The following is a 19,620-nucleotide window of genomic DNA, read 5'->3' as shown; positions in this document are numbered from 1 at the left end:
TCCGACCGTTCGGGCGGCGTGTCAGGCTTCACACCCCGCCCGCCACTACCGATAGGTAGCGATCGTCCATCATGAGCGGATGCTCAGGTTCATGCCCGTCGGCGACTCCCAGACCATCGGCAGCGCCGGCGAACACACATGGCGCTACCGCATGTGGCAGCACCTGCGTGAGACATACGACGGCCCCTTCGCCCTCGTCGGCCCGCGCGAGACCCTGTACGACAAGGCGACGGACGCGCCCACGTCGTACGAGTACGCCGACCCCGACCCCGCCTTCCCCCGCGCCCACCTGGCCGGCTGGGGCGAGGGCTGGCTGCACATGGCGCCGCTGATCGGCGAGGCGGTGCGGTCGTGCCGGGCCGATGTGCTGCTGGTCTCGCTGGGCCTGATCGACCTGGGCTTCTACACGAACGCCGAGCAGACGGCGGAGAACGTCCGCGGCTTCGTGGCCGAGGCACGGTCGGCGAACCCCCGGGTGCGGATCGTGGTCCTGCCGGTGATCCCGAACGTCCGCGCCGAGTCCGACGAGCCCTTCGGGGCCCAGGTGACCCGCTTCAACGAGTTGCTGGCGAAGACCGTCGCGGACCTGGACGAGCCCCGCTCCCCTCTCCTCCTGACCTCCCCTCCCCCGTCGTACGACATCAACCTCGACACGTACGACGGCACCCACCCGAACGCGAGCGGCGAGCACAAGATCGCGGAGGCGTTCGCGGAGGCGATGTACCAGGCCTGGGACCTGGGCGAGCCGTACGCGGCGTGAGTTTCCTCTCCGTGCCATGGTCACTGTGCGTATCGTTGTACTACGCGGCTACGCCTGTCCGTGGGGCAGCCGGGGAGGACCGTCACGATGACCGTCCTTCAAGACAGGATCAAGATGGCCGACGCGAACACCGAGCGCCTGGACGAGTGGTTCGAGCGCCTTGAGCGGATGCCCGTCCGCGAAGGATTCAGGGTCAAAGCAGGACGACAAAGGCCATTGGTGTCACCAGGACGTCGAGTTCGTCGCCGAGGTCATCTCCGAGGGCACTGCCGCCAACGACTACGGGCCGAAAAAGGCTGCCTACGCAGTGGCGAGGTCCCCGTCTACGTCATCGCCGATCCCTACCAGGGGCGGTGCTACGTCTACACCCACCCCAAGGACGGCGACTACGCCGTGAGGACGTCGGTGGACTTCGGCACCGACATCGACCTGACCGACACGGTGGTCGACCTCGTTCTCAAGACCGACGGCTTCCCCCGCGACTGAGCGAAACACGGCCGCCGGTGTTAAGTTGACAGCCGCCGTGCACCGTGACGCCCCGAGGAGGTGAGACCGATCAACGCACTGACAGGTCGGGCCCCCCTCCCCCGCATGGCCTAGGGGAGCGCCCGCAGCAGGCACCCCGAAAGGCTCGAAACGCTATGCGCTTCACCTCTGTTGTGACATCCTCCGACGGCGTCTCCGAACGACTCTTCACCCTCGGTGAGACTCCCGACGACATACCCGGCGTCCTGTGGACCCCGGAAGGCGCCACCGGTACCCGGCCCCTGATCCTGATGGGGCACGGCGGCGGTCATCACAAGAAGGCCCCCGGCATCGTGGCCCGCGCCCACCGCTTCGTGGCCGAGTGCGGTTTCGCCGTCGTGGCGGTCGACGTACCCGGCCACGGCGACCGGCCGGTCCACGAGGAGTACGACCGGATCGCCACCGAGAACCAGGCCCGCGTGGCCGCCGGAGAGGAACTCGCCCCGCTGATCGCCGACTTCCAGGCGCTCGTGGCCCGCCGGACCGTCCCGGAATGGCAGGCGGTTCTGGATGCGGTCCAGGAGGTCGAGTACGTCGGCCCCGGCCCCGTCGGCTACTGGGGTGTGTCCCTCGGCTGCGGCCTCGGCGTTCCCTTCGTCGCCGCCGAACCCCGGGTGCGCGCCGCCGTACTGGGCCTGGGCGGGGCACTCGGGTCGGCGGCCGAGGTTGCCGCGCGGATCACCGTCCCGGTGGAGTTCCTGCTGCAGTGGGACGATGAGCGCGTGCCGCGCGCCCAGGGCCTGGCGCTGTTCGACGCGCTGGCCTCGGCCGAGAAGACCCTGCACGCCAACCCCGGCGGGCACGCGGAGCTCCCGGCCTTCGAACTGGACAGCACGCTGCGGTTCTTCGCCCGCCACCTCGGCTGAGAAGAGGGAGGCGGGCGCAGACCAGTGACCTCGTGACGAGCCACTGGGACAGGGTCTAGAACATGGTGTTGTCGTTCGCGGACGTGGCCGGCACATCCTGGATCACGTCCCAGTGCTCCACGATCTTCCCGGCCCGCACCCGGAACAGATCCACGATGGCCTGCCCCCGCTCTCCCGGCGCGTTCACGTAGTGGCTGTGGACGGCGACCAGGTCCCCCTCGGCGATCACCCGCTTCGGCGTGACCTTCAGCTGCGGGAACGCCTCGAAGAACCCGCCCAGGCCGGCCTTCACGCCCGCTACGCCGTCCGCGATCGACGGGTTGTGCTGGTGGTACTCGGGACCCCAGTACCGGTCGATCGCGGACAGGTCCTTGCGGACCAGCAACTGGTCGAAGGCCTTCGTGACCAGCTGCTTGTTGTACGCCGTCAGCCACGCCGGCCCCGGCTGCTGCGTGCGCGGCCAACTCTCCGTCGAGAACATGTCGTTGCCGTTGGCCGAGGTCGCGGGGACGTCCTGCCCGACGTCCCAGTGCTCGGCGATCCGCCCGCCCTGGAAGCGGAAGATGTCGAACACGGCCTGCCCCCGCGCCCCCGGTGTCGCGACGACGTTGGAGTGCACCAGCACGAGGTCGCCCTCGGAGATGACCCGCTTGATGTCGTACCGGAAGTCCGGGAACTGCTGGTGGACCGAGACACCCAGGTTCTTCAGCGTCTCCGCCCCGTCCGGCGCGAGCGGGTTGTGCTGGATGTAGTCGGGGCGGACGTAGCGGTCGACGACCTCGGTGTCGCCCTGCTCGAACACGCCCTTGAGGACGCGCTCGGCGACGGCCTTCTGGTAGCCGAGGCTGGCGGCATCGCCGTAACCGACATGACGGACGGAGGCGGTGTGCGGTGCCGCGACCGCCGGTACGGCGGCGGCGCCCAGGACGGCGGCGGAGGCGAGGACAGCCACGAGGGCACGGCGAACTGACGTGGTGGGGGGCATGGTGTTCTCCCGTCAGGGACATGGGAAGGAGATATTGAAAGTTCAAGGTTGCACTTCCCGAAGGAAAGCACTATCCCTCAGTTAGTGTCAACACCGTCAGGACCCCTTGCCTAGAGCGCACTCCACACAGCTAGCGTTCAAGCCATGAAGTACACGCAGCTCGGACGCACGGGACTCAAGGTCAGCCGCCTCGTCCTCGGCACCATGAACTTCGGTCCGCAGACGGACGAAGCGGACAGTCACGCGATCATGGATGCGGCCCTGGACGCGGGCATCAACTACTTCGACACGGCCAACGTGTACGGCTGGGGCGAGAACAAGGGCCGTACCGAAAGCATCATCGGCAACTGGTTCGCGAAGAGCACCGCCAACCGCGACAAGGTCGTCCTCGCCACCAAGGTGTACGGCAACATGGGCGCGGACGGCGCGGCTTGGCCCAACCACGACAAGCTGTCGGCCGTGAACATCCGGCGGGCCGTCGACGCCTCACTGAAGCGGCTGCAGACCGACTACATCGACGTCTACCAGTTCCACCACATCGACCGCGCCACTCCCTTCGAGGAGATCTGGCAGGCCATCGACGTGCTGGTCCAGCAGGGGAAGATCCTCTACGTCGGGTCGTCCAACTTCCCCGGGTACAAGATCGCCCAGGCCAACGAGATCGCCGCCCGGCGCGGCGGCACCATCGGCCTCGTCAGCGAGCAGTGCCTCTACAACCTCTTCGAGCGCCGCGCCGAGATGGAGGTCATCCCGGCCGCGCAGGAGTACGGCCTCGGCGTGATCCCCTGGTCGCCGCTGCACGGCGGACTGCTCGGCGGCGTCATCAAGAAGGAGGTCGAGGGCGGCCGGCGCGGCTCCGGGCGGGCCGCCGAATCCCTCGCCGACCCGGCCGTACGGGCGAAGATCCAGGCCTACGAGGACCTGCTCGACAAGCACGGCCTGGAGCCCGGCGAGGTCGCGCTGGCCTGGCTGCTCACCCGCCCGGGCGTGACCGGCCCGATCGTCGGCCCGCGCACCGCCGAACAGCTCGAATCCGCGCTGCGGGCGTCCGAGCTGGAGCTGAGCGAGGAGCTGCTGGCCGGGCTGGACGAGGTGTTCCCGGGCCCGGGTCCGTCTCCGGAGGCCTTCGCCTGGTAGGGGTTCGCCGGTCCGGGTCGCGTCGTTACGGGGTTCGTGCGGGCGCGGCGGTGGCGCTCGGTCACTTGCCGAGGGCCGCCGCCAGTCCCACGAAGACGAACATCAGCACGAGTGCACCGGCCATGATCCGGTTACGGGTTTTCGGGTCCACGGAACCGAGCCTAACCGGCCGCTGCGAGCGGCCAGCGACCGACCGCCTCGTACCGGGGCTGCTCACCCTCCACCCCGGACCTCGGCAGGTTGCTGCGCACCAGCACGAGCTCGGCCACCGTCCAGATACGGCTCGTGAACGCGTCGAGAGCCGAGACGTACGGCCGTACGTCCACCGCCGACCGGCTCCTCGCCACCGTCAGATGGGGCTTGTACCTGCGGTGCTCCCCCATGTCCACCCCGGCCTTGCGGCCCGCCGCCTCACTCCGGTCCGCCAGCAGCCGAAGGGCCTCCAGGTCCCCCTCCGCACCCGCCCAGAGCGCGCGCCCACGCCCGAACTGACCGCCGCCGCTGAGCCCCAGCCGGAAGGCCGGCGTACGGTGCGCGGCGCGCTCCAGCCGGGCCGACAGGTCGGGTACGAGGTCGTCGTCGACCTCGCCGTAGAACGCGAGGGTGAAGTGCCAGCCGGGGCGGCCGGTCCAGCGCAGACCGTCGGCGCCGGGGAGCTTCCGCAACGCGGCCACTTCCAGGGCGAGTTCCTGGACCACTTCCTCGGGGGGCAGCACGGCGGCGAAGAGTCTCATGCGTCCAGTCTCACTGCCGAACACATGCACGCCCACCCGTGTCCCGGTCACCGTGCGTATCGTTGTACTGCGCGGCTGACCGTGACCGAGCGGCGGCCGGCGAGGAGCGCCACGATGACCGTCCTTGACGACAGGATCGAGATGGCCGAAGAGTGCGGCGAGCTGACTCTGGACGTCATGTTCGAGTGCGTTGAGAAGATGCCCATCCCCGAGGGAACGAAGGTAGAGATCGTCGGGGGGAACATCTTCATGTCACCGCAGCGGCAGAACCATTGGGAGATCATCTTCGGCATCGCGAAGCAGTTGGATGCCAAGTACTCGCAAAAGCGCTTGGCGTCGGACGTGCGGATCGACTTCCCCGGGCATCTGAACGGCTTCGCCTGTGACCTGGCGGCCATGGCCGAGCGGTCCGTGAAGGACAGCAAGGGCCGCTGGCGCTACCAGGACGTCGAATTCGTGGCCGAGGTCATCTCCAAGGACACGGCCGCCAACGACTACGGGTCGAAGAAGGACACCTACGCCGCGGCCGAAGTACCGGTGTACCTGATCGTGGACCCGTACGCAGGCGAGTGGCATCTGCACACCCTGCCAAAGGACGGCAAGTACCACAGCGACGTCAGCTTCTCCTTCGGCGAGGACATCGACCTGACCGGGACCGCCGTCGGCCTGGTCCTCAAGACCGACGAGTTCTCCCGCGACTGACCCGGACGCCCCCTGGGGTGATCTCGAACGGGAGATCATGGGGGCATGGAATCCCGGAGCACGATCACCATCAGAGAAGGCGGACCCGACGACGTCCCCGTGATACTCGGCATGCTCGACAGCGGCGTGGAGTGGCTGGTCGCGCAGGGGCGCACCGGGCAGTGGGGGACGAAGCCGCTGTCGCAGAGCCCGAGGACGGTGGAGTCGGTCACCCGCTACATGGACGAGGGCGAAGCCTTCATCGCCGAGGTCGACGGCGTACCGGCCGCCACCCTCACCCTCACCGACTCGCCCGGCGCCTATCTGGCCCACCTCCCGCCGCCCGGCGAGCCCGAGCGCTACATCCACTGGCTCGCCTCCGACCGCCGCTTCAAGGGGTACGGCGCGGGCAGCGCCCTGCTGGCGCACGCCGCAGAGGTGACCCGGCGGGCGGGCGTCTCCCTGCTGCGGGTGGACTGCTACGCGGGCGGCGACGGCAAGCTCGTCCGCTACTACGAGGGCAACGGCTTCGTCCGCACCGAGACCTACACGGGTTCGGAGGACTGGCCGGGGCAGGTGCTGGCCCGGAGGGTCTGACCTCCGGGCCGTCGGCGACGGCGTGCGCTCAGGCCGCCGTCGCCAAGTGCTCCTCCTGCCGTTGCCGGGGCACGAACCGCACCTGCGGATGGCCGTGATGCCAGCCGACCGACAGCCGCAGTCCGCCGACGCGGGCCAGGACCAGGGCGATGGTGAGGGCCGCGGCGGCGGTGACGGCACCGCCCGCCGCCAGGCCCGCCCGGACGCCGTACGCGTCCGTGATCCAGCCGGCGATCGGCGCGCCCAGCGGTGCGCCGCCCATGAAGACCATCATGTAGAGGGCCATCACACGGCCCCGCATGACCGGGTCGGTGGCCATCTGGATGCTGCTGTTGGCGGTGACGTTGACCGTCATGCCGAAGATGCCGATCGGGACCATGAGCAGGGCGAACAGCCAGAGGGAGGGCGCGAGGGCCGCCACGATCTCCATCGTGCCGAAGGCCACCGCCCCCGCGATCAGCACCCGCATCCGGGCCGTACCGCGCCGGGCCGCGAGCAGCGCGCCCGTCAGGGAGCCGACCGCCATCAGCGTGTTGAAGAGGCTGTAGGAACCCGCGCCCGCGTGGAAGACGTCGTCGGCGAAGGCGGACAGATAGACGGGGAAGTTGAAGCCGAAGGTGCTGACGAACCCGGCGAGGACGATGGGCCAGATCAGCTCCTGGCGCCCCGCGACATAGCGCAGTCCCTCCCGCAGCTGGCCCTTGCCGCGCGGGGCCCGCTCGACGGCGTACAGCTCGCGCGCCCGCATCAGCAGCAGTCCGGTGATGGGCGCGACGAAGGACAGGCCGTTGGCGAGGAACGCCCAGCCGGTGCCGACACCGGTGATCATCAGGCCGGCGACGGCGGGGCCGACCAGCCGGGCCGACTGGAAGTTCGCCGAGTTCAGGCTGACGGCGTTCTGCAGCTGGTCCGGGCCGACCATCTCGGAGACGAAGGACTGGCGGGCCGGGTTGTCGACGACGGTGGCGAGGCCGACGGCGAAGGCGGCCAGGTAGACGTGCCAGACCTGGACGTGCCCGGTGAGGGTGAGGACGGCGAGCGCGATACCGGTGACCGCCATCGAGGTCTGCGTCACGAGCAGCGTACGGCGCTTGGGCAGCCGGTCCACGAGGACGCCGCCGTAGAGGCCGAGGAGCAGCATCGGCAGGAACTGCAGGGCCGTCGTGATGCCGACGGCGGTGGCGGAGCCGGTGAGGCTGAGCACCAGCCAGTCCTGGGCGATGCGCTGCATCCAGGTGCCGGTGTTGGAGACGACCTGGCCGAGGAAGAAGAGGCGGTAGTTCCTGACCTTCAGCGAGCTGAACATCGAGGACCTGCGGGGCTTGGCGGTGTCGAGGGGACTGGCGGTCTTGCGGGCGGATATGGAGTCGTCGGGGTCTGGTGCGGGGGCGGAGTCTGCTCCGGGTCCCGAACTCAAAGGTGTTCGCCTCCTTGCGGCCGACTGCTGCTTACAGATGTGCGAGCTTCTCCAGCACGGGGGCGGCGGCGCGCAGTTTCGCCCACTCGTCCTCGTCGAGGGCCTCGACCAGGGTGGCCAGGAAGGCGTTGCGCTTGCGGCGGCTCTCTTCGAGCATCGCCTCGGCCTGCTCGGTCTTCGTGACGACCTTCTGGCGCCGGTCCTCGGGGTGCGGCTCCAGTCGGACCAGTCCCTTGGCCTCCAGCAGGGCCACGATGCGGGTCATCGACGGCGGCTGGACGTGCTCCTTGCGGGCGAGCTCACCGGGGGTGGCCTTGCCGCAGAGGGAGAGGGTGCCCAGCACCGACATCTCGGTGGGGCTCAGCGACTCGTCGACCCGCTGGTGCTTGAGCCGACGCGACAGTCGCATCACTGCGGAGCGCAGGGAGTTCACGGCGGCAGCGTCGTCGCCATGGGTAAGGTCCGACATGTTCTTTAGCGTAACTCATTACCCTGACTAAAGACCACTCGGCGCACTATCACTCATCTGGGTGATCCGGTGGCGGAACGTGACCCACCGCACCGTCACGTGCGGCAACCCTCGTGTCCATGGGGACCAGCGTGCTCAGCCTGCGGATAGACCATGAGCTGCTCGAACGACTCAAGGAGCATGCGGCGAAAAGAGGAATGAGCGTCCAGGACTATGTCGTCCGGACGCTCATCCGCGATGACTTCGACGAGCGGTTCCAGACCGCCGTCGACGAGACCGAGAAGTTCTACGGCCTTACGTGAGCGGTCTTGCGTGGCCGCCTTATGTGAGTCCCAGCGCCGGCATCAGGTAGTAGAAGGTGAAGACGGCGGAGACGACGTACATCGCCACCGGCACCTCCCTGCCCCGCCCGGCAGCCAGGCGCAGCACCGCGAAGGTGATGAAGCCCATGCCGATGCCGTTGGTGATCGAGTAGGTGAACGGCATCATCACCATCGTCACGAAGGCCGGGATCGCGACCGTGTAGTCCGCCCAGTCGATCTCCTTGACGGAGTTCGCGAGGATCAGGAAGCCGACCGCGAGCAGCGCCGGGGTGGCCGCCTGCGACGGGACCATGGTGGCGACCGGCGTCAGGAACAGCGCGACACCGAAGAGGGCGCCAGTGACGACGTTCGCGAAGCCCGTGCGGGCGCCCTCGCCGACGCCTGCCGTGGACTCCACGAAGGCGGTGGTGGCCGAGGAGGAGCTGGCACCGCCCGTGGCGACCGCGAAGCCGTCCACGAACAGGACCTTGTTGATGCCCGGCATCTGCCCCTGGGCGTCGGTCAGCTTCGCCTCGTCGCTGACGCCCATGATCGTGCCCATGGCGTCGAAGAAGCAGGAGAGGAGGACCGTGAAGACGAAGAGAGTGCCGGTCAGCGCGCCGACCTTGTCGAAGCCGCCGAACAGGCTGAACTGCCCGATCAGGCCGAAGTCCGGGCTGTCGAAGGGGTTGCCGGGCCACTTCGGGGTCGTCAGCCCCCAGGACGGCACGTTCGCGACGGCCTCGATGACGACGGAGAGCACGGTCATCGCGACGATCGAGATGAGGATCGCGCCGGGGACCTTGCGCACGATCAGCGCGAGGGTCAGCAGCGCGCCGAGGATGAAGACGAGCACCGGCCAGCCGTTGAGGTGACCGTCGGCGCCGAGCTGGAGCGGGACCGTGGTGTGGGCGGCGTCGGGGATGCGGGAGACGAAGCCGGAGTCGACGAGGCCGATCAGCATGATGAACAGGCCGATACCGATGGAGATGGCCTTGCGCAGGCTGTAGGGCACGGCGTTCATGACGCGCTCACGCAGTCCGGTGGCGACGAGCAGCATCACCACGAAGCCGGCCAGGACCACCATGCCCATGGCGTCCGGCCAGGACATGCGGGGTGCCAGCTGGAGGGCGACGACCGAGTTCACGCCGAGACCGGCGGCGAGCGCGATCGGTACGTTGCCGATGACGCCCATCAGCAGCGTGGTGAACGCCGCCGTCACCGCCGTCGCGGTGACCAGCTGTCCGTTGTCCAGCTGATGGCCGTACATGTCCTTCGCGCTGCCGAGGATGATCGGGTTCAGCACGATGATGTACGCCATCGCGAAGAAAGTGGCGAAACCGCCGCGGATTTCGCGGGACAGGGTGCTGCCGCGTTCGGAGATCTTGAAGAAGCGGTCGAGTGCGCCGCTCGCGGGCCCGGCTCCCGGCTGTTCAGGGGTGGGGGCCTTGGCAGGAGCCGAGGTGGACATGTTTTGGTTGTTCCTACGAAGAGAAGTGGTCAGGCATAAACCGTTTCAGTATGAACATATAAAGCCGCCTACGGCTATCTCCGCGCGTAGATCCGCTTGGATCCGTTCGCCTCGTAAGCTGTCCCCCATGGCCGCATTCTTTTCGGGATCCCCCAAGCACGAGGCGCCGGAGCCCCTGGAAGGGCCCGTTGTCGCGACCATCGTCGGCGGCACGATCATCTGGTTCGTCCTCTTTCTCGTACAGCTGCCCTTCTACGGCTGGTTCGCCGACCGCGACGCCACCTGGTGGGTGTGGACCTGCCTGGCCGGCGCCGGTCTCGGACTCATCGGCATCTGGTACGTCCGCAGGCGCGACGCCGCACTCAAGCGCGCGGCCGCCGGCGAGGAGCCCCGGCAAACGGCCGGCGAACCGCAGTCGTCCTGAGGTGCCGCGCCCTACAACCAGGGCACGACCACGGCACGACACCGGTCCTACCCAGGTCGGAACTTCCGCCCACTCAACGGGTGAAGCCGTAAATCCGCACGTACCGTCGAATGCATGACGCATACCGACGCGGGCGCCGAAGTGGACAGCTCTGCGCATCCCGTGCCCGTCCCGGTGGCGAAGGGCGGGCTCACCGCGGCCGAGGTGGCCGAGCGGGTCTCGCGGGGGCAGGTCAACGACGTACCGGTGCGCAGCAGCCGGTCGATGGCCGGCATCGTCCGCGCCAACGTCTTCACCCGGTTCAACGCGATCATCGGCGTGCTCTGGCTGGTCATGCTGTTCGTCGCGCCGATCCAGGACAGCCTGTTCGGCTTCGTGATCATCGCCAACACCGGCATCGGCATCATCCAGGAGTGGCGGGCGAAGAAGACCCTCGACTCGCTCGCGGTGATCGGCGAGGCGCGGCCCACGGTACGGCGGGACGGGGTCACCGGCGAGGTCAGTACGTCCGAGATCGTGCTGGACGACCTGATAGAGATCGGGCCGGGCGACAAGGCCGTCGTGGACGGCGTGTGCGTCGAGGCCGACGGGCTGGAGATCGACGAGTCGCTGCTCACCGGCGAGGCCGATCCCGTCGTCAAACGGCCCGGCGACCAGGTGCTGTCCGGCAGCTTCGTGGTCGCCGGCGGCGGCGCCTTCCAGGCCACCAAGGTCGGCCGCGAGGCCTACGCCGTGCAGCTCGCCGAGGAGGCGTCCCGCTTCACCCTCGTCCACTCCGAGCTGCGCTCCGGCATCTCCACCATCCTCAAGTACGTGACGTGGATGATGATCCCGGCCGCGATCGGCCTGATCGTCACCCAGCTGTTCGTGAAGAACAAGGACCTGGACGACTCCATCGCCCGCACCGTCGGCGGCATCGTGCCCATGGTCCCGGAAGGGCTGGTGCTCCTCACCTCCGTCGCCTTCGCGATCGGCGTCATCCGGCTCGGCCGCAAGCAGTGCCTGGTGCAGGAACTCCCCGCCATCGAGGGCCTCGCCCGCGTCGACACGGTCTGCCTGGACAAGACCGGCACGCTCACCGAGGGCGGCATGGACGTCACCGAGCTGCGGCCCCTGGGCGGCAGCGACGAGGAGTACGTACGGAAGGTGCTCGGCGCCCTCGGTGATTCCGACCCCCGCCCGAACGCCTCCCTCCAGGCCGTCATCGACGCCTACCCGGACGACGCCGAGGACTGGCGCTGCACCGAGTCGCTGCCCTTCTCCTCCGCCCGCAAGTACAGCGGCGCCACCTTCAGCGAGGGCAACGGCGAGGCCGGCACCTGGCTGCTGGGCGCCCCCGATGTGCTCCTGCCCGCCGAGGACCCGGCGCTGGCCGAAACCGATCGCCTCAACGAGCAGGGCCTGCGGGTGCTGCTGCTCGCCCGCGCCCGCCGTGACCTGGACGATCCCGCCGTCGCCGAGGGAGCCGAGCCGGCCGCCCTCGTCGTACTGGAACAACGGCTGCGGCCCGACGCCGCCGACACCCTGCGCTACTTCGCCGAGCAGAACGTCCGGGCCAAGGTGATCTCCGGGGACAACGCGGTGTCGGTCGGCGCGGTCGCGAACCAGCTGGGGCTGACCGGCACGACCGTCGACGCCCGCAAGCTGCCCCGCGACGAGGGCGCGATGGCGACGGCGCTGGACGACGGCACGGTGTTCGGGCGGGTCACCCCGCAGCAGAAGCGGGACATGGTGGGCGCGCTCCAGTCCCACGGGCACACCGTCGCGATGACCGGCGACGGCGTGAACGACGTCCTCGCCCTCAAGGACGCCGACATCGGGGTGGCGATGGGCTCGGGGTCGGAGGCGACCCGGGCCGTCGCGCAGATCGTGCTGCTGAACAACAGCTTCGCGACGCTGCCGTCGGTGGTCGCCGAGGGCCGCAGGGTCATCGGCAACATCACGCGCGTGGCGACGCTGTTCCTGGTCAAGACGGTCTACTCGGTGCTGCTCGCGCTGCTGGTGGTGTGCTGGCAGGTGGAGTACCCCTTCCTGCCCCGCCACCTGACCCTCCTGTCCACCCTGACCATCGGCGTACCGGCCTTCTTCCTGGCCCTCGCGCCCAACAAGGAACGCGCGAAACCCCATTTCGTACGGCGGGTCATGCGGTACGCGATCCCGGGCGGGCTGGTGGCCGCGGTCGCGACCTTCGGGACATATCTGATCGCCCGTCACTACTACACGGGCGAGGGCGCGTTGGACGCGGAGACGAGCGTCGCGACGCTGACGCTGTTCCTGATCTCGATGTGGGTGCTGGCGATCATCGCCCGCCCGTACACGTGGTGGCGTGTGGCGCTGGTGACCGCGATGGGCCTCGGGTTCCTGGTGGTGCTGGTCGTGCCCTGGCTCCAGGAGTTCTTCGCGCTGCGGCTGGTGGGGATGACGATGCCGTGGATCGCGGTGGGGATCTCGGTGGGGGCGGCGGTCGTCCTGGAGGTCACGTGGCGGTGGATCGATCGCCGGTTCCCGGCGTAGCCGGGGTGCCTCGCATCGGTCGGTGAGGAGTTCTTAAGCTGAGGCGGTTGATCATGTAGACGTCTCAGCTGCAACGGGAGTGACGAACCATGCGGGACTGGCTCCAGCAGGTCCTCGGCGAACTGGTCGAGGGGGCCGTCGGATGCGTCCTGCTCCTCTTCCTGCTCGTGTGGTGGGTCGGCGGTCCGGGGGTGACCGCCCTCCTCTGGAGCGAGGGCGACAAGCGCCTCGCGGTCGAGTTCCTGGCGGCCTGGGCGGTCATCACCGTTCTGTACTTCCCGGTGTCCCGCCTGATCCGCCGCGCCCGGCGCGCTTGAGCCCCCGCTCCAAGTCCCCAGAGGGTCCTGAGGCGTCGTCCTACTGGACGTCGACGAAGTCACCCGTGGCGGTGGCCGCCGGCGTCGTCGTCGTACCGGCGAAGGTGTAGCGGAAGTAGCCGTCGACCGACGCGGTGACCGTGGTCTTCAGCTCGCCCGTGGCGTTGGTCTTGATGGTCTTCACCGTGGTGTAGGTGTTGCTGTCCTTCTTGCGGAACTGCAGGTTCACCGGCTGGCTCACGTAGCCGTTGTAAGTGCCGCGGTCCCAGTTGGCGCGGGAGAGCTTGCCGGTGACCGTGATGGGCTTGCCCTTCTTCACCGGCTCCGGCGCGGCGTTCACCGTCAGCTTGGAGTGGCGCTGGACCAGCGTGGTGGCGAGGCCGTCCTGCTTCTTGTAGCCGACCTTGGTGATGTCGAAGGTCTCACCCGCGGGCTTCTGCCCGTTGAAGGCGGTGGCCTCCGCGGCGGCCCTCCAGGTGCCGGCGTCCGAGTTGGCGAGCTCGTGGGAGCCCGGGTAGAAGTCGATGGTGCCCTTGCAGTCGGCGGTGGTCGCGGAGGTCGCGGTGCACTTGGCCGGCTTGTTGCCGTAGAGCATGTTGTCCGGCGCGGCGGAGGAACCCCGGTAGAGGATCGGGTCGGTGATGAAGTCCGCGGCGGTGATCTTGACGTCGGCGCCGTGGGTCATCGTGTACGTCACCGTGGTGGCGACGTGGTTGGTCGTACCGACCTTGACCGCCTTGGCGATCTTGAAGTTGGAGAAGGAGACGTCCAGGGCGTACGGCTGGTCCTCCGCGGCCACGGCCCGGCCGGACTCGGCCTGCGCGGCCTGGCGGACCTTCGCGACGGCCGCGCGGTAGGAGACGGCGGAGTCGTCGGCCTGCGCGGCAGGCACTGCGAAGGCGGAGAGGGCCAGGGCGCCGGAGAGAGCGGAGACGGCGGCCACGGTGGCTCTGTTGCGCATGCGTTCCCCTGATACGGAAAGGGGCCCCGCTGGTCATCGCTCGCTGCACTGGCGGTCGCGTCGGGGCCCGAGTGATCGTGGGGCCTGTTGGCCCATGTGATCAGATGGGCGGCGCGGGGTTCCGGTTGTGTCGGAGCCGGGGAAATTACGTGAGCTGCGTCACGAACTCCCGGTGGCGGCCGGGGAGTTCATGACGCAGCCCGCAGTTCTCCTGCCCTACTGCCTACTGCACGTCGACGAAGTCACCCGTGGCGGTGGCCGCCGGGGTCGTCGTGGTGCCCGCGAAGGTGTAGCGGAAGTAGCCGTCCACGGACGCCGTGACCGTCGTCTTCAGCTCGCCGGTCGAGTTCGTGTTGATGGTCTTGACCGTGCTGTAGGTGGTGCTGCCCTTCTTGCGGAACTGCAGCTTCACCGGCTGGCCGACATAGCCGTGGTACTTGTTGTCCTCCCAGTTGGCCCGGGAGAGCTTGCCGGTGACCGTGATGGTCTTGCCCTTCTTCACCGGCTCCGGCGAGGCGTTCACCGTCAGCTTGGAGTAGCGCTGGACCAGCGTCGAGGCGAGGTCGCCCTTGTCGGCGAACCCGACCTTGGTGATGTCGAAGGTCTCGGCGTTCGGGTCCTGGCCGTTGAACGCGATGGCCATCGCCCCGGCCTTCCAGCCGCCGGCGTCGGAGTTGATGAGCTCACCGTCGCCCGGGTACACGTCGATCGTGCCGGTGCAGTTGGCCGTGGTCGCCGAGGCCGGCGTGCAGTTGCCGTAGTCGATGCCGAACAGCACGTTGTCCGGCGCGTCGAAGGCGCCCTTGTAGATGTACGGGTCGCTGTAGAAGTCGCCGGCGGTGATGTCGACGTCCGCACCGTGGGTCATCGTGTACGTCACCTTGGTGGAGACGTGGTTGGTCGTACCGACCTTGACCGCCTTGGCGATCTTGAAGTTGGAGTAGGCGACGTCCAGGGCGTACGGCTGGTCCTCCGCGGCGGCGGCCGCGGTGCTGAGGGCGCTCTTGCCGGAGGAGGCCTGCGCGGCGTGCGCGGCCTCACGGATCTTCGCGACGTCCGCGCGGCTCACGGCGTCGTCGGCGGCCTGCGCGGCCGGCACGGCGAGGGCGGACAGGGCCAGGGCGCCGGAGACGGCGGCCACGGTGACTCGTATGCGCATGTGTTGTTCCCCTGGAGAAGGCCGGAGCAGGCCGGCGAAAGAGGGAGAGGGAGAGAACCGCCCGGCCCCGGAGAGAACCGGGACCGGGCGGCGCGGAAAAGCGGGACCTGCTTACTGCACGTCCTTACTGCACGTCGATGAAGTCACCCGTGGCGTTGACCGCCGGGGTGGTCGAGGTGCCCGCGAAGGAGTAGCGGAAGTAGCCGTCGACCGACGCGGTGACCGTGGTCTTCAGGTCGCCGGTCGAGTTCGTCTTGATGGTCTTGACCGTGCTGTAGGTGGTGCTGCCCTTCTTGCGGAACTGCAGCTTCACCGGCTGGGTGGAGTAGCCGTTGTAGGTGCCGCGGTCCCAGTTGGCGCGGGTCAGCTTGCCGGTGACCGTGATGGTCTTGCCCTTCTTCACCGGCTCCGGCGAGGCGTTGACCGTCAGCTTCGACAGACGCTGGACCTGGAAGGTCTTGGCGTTGTCCTTCTGGACGTAGTCGGCGTCGTTGCCCGCCGCGATCGCCCAGACCTTCCAGCTGCCGGCCACGCTGTTGATCAGGTTGGCCGCCGGCTCCAGGTCGAAGGTGGACTTGCAGTTCGACGTGGTGGCGTTGACCACCGTGCAGGTGGCACGGCCGTCGCTGCTGTTGGCCACGGCGCCGGAGTCGGAGCTGTCGATGTCCGCGCCGTGGTACAGGATCGCCTGGGCCCAGTCGACGCCCGAGGCGTCCTTGACGGTGAAGGAGACGGTGATGGTCTTCTTCGCGGTCGCGCCGACGACCGCCGCCTTGCCACCGTTCACCACGACGTTCGAGATCGCCGTGTCGCCGTGGATCTCATCGGCCTGCGCGGCCGGGACGGCGACGACGGAGAGAGCCAGGGCGCCGGTCAGAACGCCAAGCGTGGCACGCATGCGCATGTGTTTTCCCCACAAGTGATCAGGGAGTCTGTTGACTCACTGATCAGATTCGCAACACATGCGAATGGTTGTACGGTCGGTGAAAAATTTGTGCGGGAGTTTCCGCGGAGGTTTCAAACCCGGTTCGCCGCCTCAGTCGAACCACCGATCCCGCGCCAGCTCCGCCGTCCGCGACGGATCCTCCAGCAGCGCCGCCACCTCGAACCGCCGCGGCCACTGCCGCGCGGCCCACGCGAGTCCGGCGGCCACGCCCTCAAGGGTCGAGGCATGCAGCGCACCGTCGTTCGTCAGCCGCCAGTCGATCTCCACACCGTCCACGACGAGCTCCTCGTGCTCGATGTACGACTCGGGCGTCCGCGCCCCCAGCAGCACCCGTACCGACTCCGGTACGTCGTGCTCGGTGCCCTCGGAATCGACGTCCCCGGTGACGGACTCGCTCAGCCGCCGCACCTGGAACAGTTCGGCCAGCTCGGCGGCGCGCGCGGGCCGTACGGGGAGCAGGGGCACGCCCTCCGTGAAGGGCAGCAGGTCAGGGGAGTCCACGACCACGGCATCCGCCGCGTCCACGACCTCGACCCGGCCGTCGATGACGGCCCGCACCTCGTCCGGCAGGGTCACCTGCTCGGGGTCCAGGTCCGCCAAGGCCCCGTACAGGGCGTGCAGTTGGGCGGAGGAGACGGGGCGGTCGGGGTCGGCGAGGCGGTCGAGGAGCTCGGCGGCGCCGCCCGGCTCGTCGAGCAGCGCGGCGACGGACGTCCGCACGCCCAGCGCCCGCAGTACCTGCTCGTCGTCGAAGCCGGTCGCGTCGGCCTCCTCGTACAGGCCCCGCAGGAGCGGGTCACCGCCGGAGGCCAGCAGGCCCGCCGGGCGGCGGCCGTCCAGCACCGGGTTCCCGCGCAGCCACCAGGCCGTGTACGGCCGTACGACCTCGTGCGTGCCGTCCGGCAGCAGGATCCGCACCTGCTGGGTCAGCGCGTCCCGCAGCGGCGGCTGGGCGAGCAGCGCGAGGGCCTGCGGCCACTTGTCGTCGTCCACCAGGTCCAGATCGCGTACGGCGATGAGCTCGGTGGCGACGGGCGGTACGGGCGTGTCGGGGAAGCGGTCGAGGATGTCCTCGCTCCAGACGTCCACGGCGTCCAGCAGACCGGCGTCGTCGGGCTCGGCGAAGTCCCCTTCGCGGGGCTCCAGTTCGTCCGGGTCGAGGACGATGTCGGTCGCCCGGACCAGGGCGAAGTTCGCGAGGACCCCGCAGGCGGCGAGCGGGCCTTCGCCCCACTTGTCGGCCAACTCACCGTCCACGGTGGCCAGTTCGCCGTCCCGCATGACCTGGTGGAAGGGGCTGCCGGGAAGGACGAGTTCACCGGCCGGTGCCGGTTCCCCCTCCTCGTCGGGCAGCGCGAGGGCGCCGAGCCACGGCTCGTCACCGGGCTCCAGGCCCGCGTCCCGCACGAGCGCGAGCACGGTGTCGGCGAGCTCCTCGGCGTCGGGGGCGTCCTCCTCCCAGCTCACGCCGCCGTCGTCGTCGAGGGAGGCGGCGACGGCGGCCCGCACCTGGGGCGTGGTGAGGACGGCGCGGGGCGTGGCCGGCAGGGCGCCGAGCTTCTCCAGGAGCGGGTGCGCGGCGTCGGGGTGGGCGACCTTGAGGCCGAGGCGGGCGAGGATCTCGGGGTCGACGGGGGCGCCGTCGCTGGTGGGCAGCAGCACCTGCCGGGGGCCGATCGTCGTGCGCCCGTCGGCCAACGGCACCGGCAGCCCGGACAGCCGCTCCGGGTCGACCCCGGCGAGGCTGTCGTAGAGCCGCCGCCACCAGCCCGGCGCCTTCTCAAGACCGGCGAGACGGTCGATCGCGTCGGTGAGCGGGACGCGGGCGACACCCAGTGTGCGCAGTTCCACGCGGCGTTCCAGCCCGGCGGGCAGCAGCGTGGGCAGCACCTCGGCCAGCACCCGCACCGTGTCGGCACCAGCGCCCTCGACGACCTCGGCGTCACGCGGCCGCAGCGACTCGGGCAACTCGGAGTCCTGCTCGTGCGGCTCGGCGGCGGGCTGTGCGAGGGCCGAGTCGCCGGGCGCGGGGAAAGCCGGGTGGGCGGGCGGGAGGAATGCCGAGTGGGCGGGCGGGAGGAATGCAGTGCGGGGCAGACGGTCCAGGATCGCCTGGCGCAGGGCGCCGTCCAGTTCGCCCTTGCCGAGCGGGCCGGGCACGAGTCCGATGATGCCGTCACTCACCGGACGCCAGTCGGCGAGCAGTTCGGCGTACGCGTCCGCCGCCCGCTGTACCAGGAAGTCGGTCAGCGGGCCGGGGGCGGCGTGGCGGCGCGTGGTGTCGAGGGGGAAGGAGGCGATGAGGAGGGCGGGGACGCCGAGGGCTTCGTCGCTCGGCGTCGGCGCGTGCAGGACGGGGGCGGTGCGGGGCCGGGCGGGGGTGCTGTCGGCGGCGTTGACGGGCACGGCCCAGGTCAGCGACCAGTGGGGGCGCAGCCGCTCCTCGACCGGGCGGTCGGCGAGGAGGTCGGGCGTGAGGGGGCCGTGGGCGGCGGCCGTACGCCAATGAGTGACTCCGTTGTGCGAGTCCTCCACGACCGTGAAGGCGCCGTCGACGCGGCGGCGCAGCGTGCGCGGCTCGTCGTCGCCGACCTCGACCACGACCTCCTCCAGGCCGGGCAGGGCGAGGAGCAGCGCGTCGTCCACGGCCTGGAGCAGCCGTTCGGCGAGGTCGGCGGCGGCGGTGTCGCGCAGGGGGAGGATGACGGCGGTGTCGTACGGGTCCGGAGCGGTGCCCTCGGCGGCGAACGGCAGCCTCAGCAGCGGCACATGTCCGTCGCGCCGCCGGATCTCGTCGCCGAGCCCCGGGCTGTGCCGCGCGGTGTTGCCGGCCAGCTCCCGGGCCTCGGCGAGGGACCACCGCACACCGCCGTGCCGCCCGACCACGGCGGGCTCGTCGGTGACGGCGAGGACGGCGGCGAACCCGACGCCGAAGCGGCCCACGGACGCGGTGTTGTCGCGCTTGGCGGAGGCGCGCAGGGTGGACAGCGACTCGACGCCGCCCGCGTCCAGCGGGGCGCCGGTGTTGGCGGCGACGAGCACCCCGTCGCGCAGGGTGAGCCGGAGCCGCCCGGCGACGTTCGCCCTGGCTGCGGCGTCGGCGGCGTTCTGAGCGAGCTCGACCACGAGCCGGTCCCGGTACCCGCCGAGGACGAGATCCTCCTCGGCGTTGGCGTCCTCACGGAACCGGGCGGGACTGGTGGCCCAGGCGTCCAGGACCCCGCGACGCAGACGGGCCGTACCGAAGGGGTCGGCACCTTCGGCCGCGGGCCGCACGAACTTGCTCACGTTGACTCTCCTCATCGGCTGACGATGAAGGTACCGCCTGGGCAGGGCGGGTGCAGATCAGAGGGGA

18 protein-coding genes and 1 pseudogene are annotated in these 19,620 nt (G+C 69.6%); 10 read left to right on the top strand and 9 right to left on the bottom strand.

Annotated elements, in window-relative coordinates:
• The first annotated feature begins 79 nt into the window (after window positions 1–79).
• The 3 genes and pseudogenes from POF73_RS24015 (at window position 80) to POF73_RS24005 (ending at window position 2,151) form a co-directional block, all read left to right on the top strand.
• The gene (locus POF73_RS24015) at window positions 80–760 is read left to right on the top strand and encodes an SGNH/GDSL hydrolase family protein (protein ID WP_272118922.1); all 681 of its coding nucleotides are present in this window, start codon (window positions 80–82) and stop codon (window positions 758–760) included.
• Window positions 761–847: 87 nt separating this feature from the next.
• Window positions 848–1,246, top strand: a pseudogene (locus POF73_RS24010) (Uma2 family endonuclease).
• A gap of 155 nt (window positions 1,247–1,401) precedes the next feature.
• Window positions 1,402–2,151, top strand: a complete 750-nt coding sequence (locus POF73_RS24005; RefSeq protein WP_272118920.1) for an alpha/beta hydrolase family protein — start codon at window positions 1,402–1,404, stop codon at window positions 2,149–2,151.
• A gap of 55 nt (window positions 2,152–2,206) precedes the next feature.
• Here POF73_RS24005 and POF73_RS24000 read toward each other — a convergent pair whose 3' ends face one another.
• Window positions 2,207–3,136, bottom strand: coding sequence for a nuclear transport factor 2 family protein (locus tag POF73_RS24000; RefSeq protein WP_272118918.1), 930 nt, complete (start codon window positions 3,134–3,136; stop codon window positions 2,207–2,209).
• 144 nt (window positions 3,137–3,280) lie between these two features.
• On the opposite strand from POF73_RS24000, the gene POF73_RS23995 reads away from it, so the two are divergent.
• On the top strand, window positions 3,281–4,273 hold the full coding sequence (locus POF73_RS23995) for an aldo/keto reductase (protein ID WP_272118916.1): 993 nt from the start codon (window positions 3,281–3,283) through the stop codon (window positions 4,271–4,273).
• Window positions 4,274–4,434: 161 nt separating this feature from the next.
• Here the strand turns inward: POF73_RS23995 and thpR are convergent, their stop codons facing one another.
• Window positions 4,435–5,007, bottom strand: a complete 573-nt coding sequence (gene thpR / locus POF73_RS23990; protein WP_272118914.1) for an RNA 2',3'-cyclic phosphodiesterase — start codon at window positions 5,005–5,007, stop codon at window positions 4,435–4,437.
• A gap of 114 nt (window positions 5,008–5,121) precedes the next feature.
• Between thpR and POF73_RS23985 the strand changes: the two genes are divergently transcribed.
• Together POF73_RS23985 and POF73_RS23980 are read left to right on the top strand one after the other, a co-directional pair.
• A complete protein-coding gene (locus tag POF73_RS23985; RefSeq protein ID WP_272118913.1) occupies window positions 5,122–5,709 on the top strand; it encodes a Uma2 family endonuclease in 588 nt (195 codons plus the stop codon).
• A gap of 45 nt (window positions 5,710–5,754) precedes the next feature.
• Complete coding sequence (locus POF73_RS23980; protein ID WP_272118911.1) at window positions 5,755–6,285, top strand: GNAT family N-acetyltransferase; 531 nt, start codon at window positions 5,755–5,757, stop codon at window positions 6,283–6,285.
• A gap of 28 nt (window positions 6,286–6,313) precedes the next feature.
• On the opposite strand, the gene POF73_RS23975 is transcribed toward POF73_RS23980, so the two are convergent.
• The gene (locus POF73_RS23975; RefSeq protein WP_272118909.1) at window positions 6,314–7,702 is read right to left on the bottom strand and encodes an MFS transporter; all 1,389 of its coding nucleotides are present in this window, start codon (window positions 7,700–7,702) and stop codon (window positions 6,314–6,316) included.
• Between the two features lie 31 nt (window positions 7,703–7,733).
• On the bottom strand, window positions 7,734–8,171 hold the full coding sequence (locus tag POF73_RS23970) for a MarR family winged helix-turn-helix transcriptional regulator (protein ID WP_272118907.1): 438 nt from the start codon (window positions 8,169–8,171) through the stop codon (window positions 7,734–7,736).
• 119 nt (window positions 8,172–8,290) lie between these two features.
• Here POF73_RS23970 and POF73_RS23965 point away from each other — a divergent pair, with 119 nt between their 5' ends.
• Window positions 8,291–8,473, top strand: coding sequence for a ribbon-helix-helix protein, CopG family (locus POF73_RS23965; RefSeq protein ID WP_272118905.1), 183 nt, complete (start codon window positions 8,291–8,293; stop codon window positions 8,471–8,473).
• Window positions 8,474–8,492: 19 nt separating this feature from the next.
• On the opposite strand, the gene POF73_RS23960 is transcribed toward POF73_RS23965, so the two are convergent.
• On the bottom strand, window positions 8,493–9,944 hold the full coding sequence (locus POF73_RS23960; protein WP_272118902.1) for an NCS2 family permease: 1,452 nt from the start codon (window positions 9,942–9,944) through the stop codon (window positions 8,493–8,495).
• 127 nt (window positions 9,945–10,071) lie between these two features.
• On the opposite strand from POF73_RS23960, the gene POF73_RS23955 reads away from it, so the two are divergent.
• The 3 genes from POF73_RS23955 (at window position 10,072) to POF73_RS23945 (ending at window position 13,199) form a co-directional block, all read left to right on the top strand.
• A complete protein-coding gene (locus POF73_RS23955) occupies window positions 10,072–10,368 on the top strand; it encodes a DUF2530 domain-containing protein (protein ID WP_272118900.1) in 297 nt (98 codons plus the stop codon).
• Between the two features lie 114 nt (window positions 10,369–10,482).
• Window positions 10,483–12,882, top strand: a complete 2,400-nt coding sequence (locus POF73_RS23950) for a cation-translocating P-type ATPase (protein ID WP_272118898.1) — start codon at window positions 10,483–10,485, stop codon at window positions 12,880–12,882.
• An 89-nt stretch (window positions 12,883–12,971) separates the two neighbouring features.
• Window positions 12,972–13,199, top strand: a complete 228-nt coding sequence (locus POF73_RS23945; RefSeq protein WP_272118896.1) for a hypothetical protein — start codon at window positions 12,972–12,974, stop codon at window positions 13,197–13,199.
• 40 nt (window positions 13,200–13,239) lie between these two features.
• Here POF73_RS23945 and POF73_RS23940 read toward each other — a convergent pair whose 3' ends face one another.
• The 4 genes from POF73_RS23940 to POF73_RS23925 form a co-directional block, all read right to left on the bottom strand.
• Window positions 13,240–14,160, bottom strand: coding sequence for a hypothetical protein (locus POF73_RS23940; RefSeq protein WP_272118894.1), 921 nt, complete (start codon window positions 14,158–14,160; stop codon window positions 13,240–13,242).
• A 223-nt stretch (window positions 14,161–14,383) separates the two neighbouring features.
• Window positions 14,384–15,319: a hypothetical protein gene (locus POF73_RS23935; RefSeq protein WP_272118892.1), complete on the bottom strand. Its 936-nt coding sequence runs from the start codon at window positions 15,317–15,319 to the stop codon at window positions 14,384–14,386.
• A 124-nt stretch (window positions 15,320–15,443) separates the two neighbouring features.
• On the bottom strand, window positions 15,444–16,223 hold the full coding sequence (locus POF73_RS23930) for a calcium-binding protein (RefSeq protein WP_272118890.1): 780 nt from the start codon (window positions 16,221–16,223) through the stop codon (window positions 15,444–15,446).
• A gap of 132 nt (window positions 16,224–16,355) precedes the next feature.
• Window positions 16,356–19,568 carry a sacsin N-terminal ATP-binding-like domain-containing protein gene (locus POF73_RS23925; protein ID WP_272118888.1) on the bottom strand — a complete coding sequence of 1,071 codons (3,213 nt, stop codon included), beginning with the start codon at window positions 19,566–19,568 and terminating at the stop codon, window positions 16,356–16,358.
• Window positions 19,569–19,620: the final 52 nt, after the last annotated feature.

The organism is Streptomyces sp. HD, assembly GCF_028369295.1.
Classification (GTDB): domain Bacteria; phylum Actinomycetota; class Actinomycetes; order Streptomycetales; family Streptomycetaceae; genus Streptomyces.
This window is presented reverse-complemented; position numbering and strand designations above follow the sequence as displayed.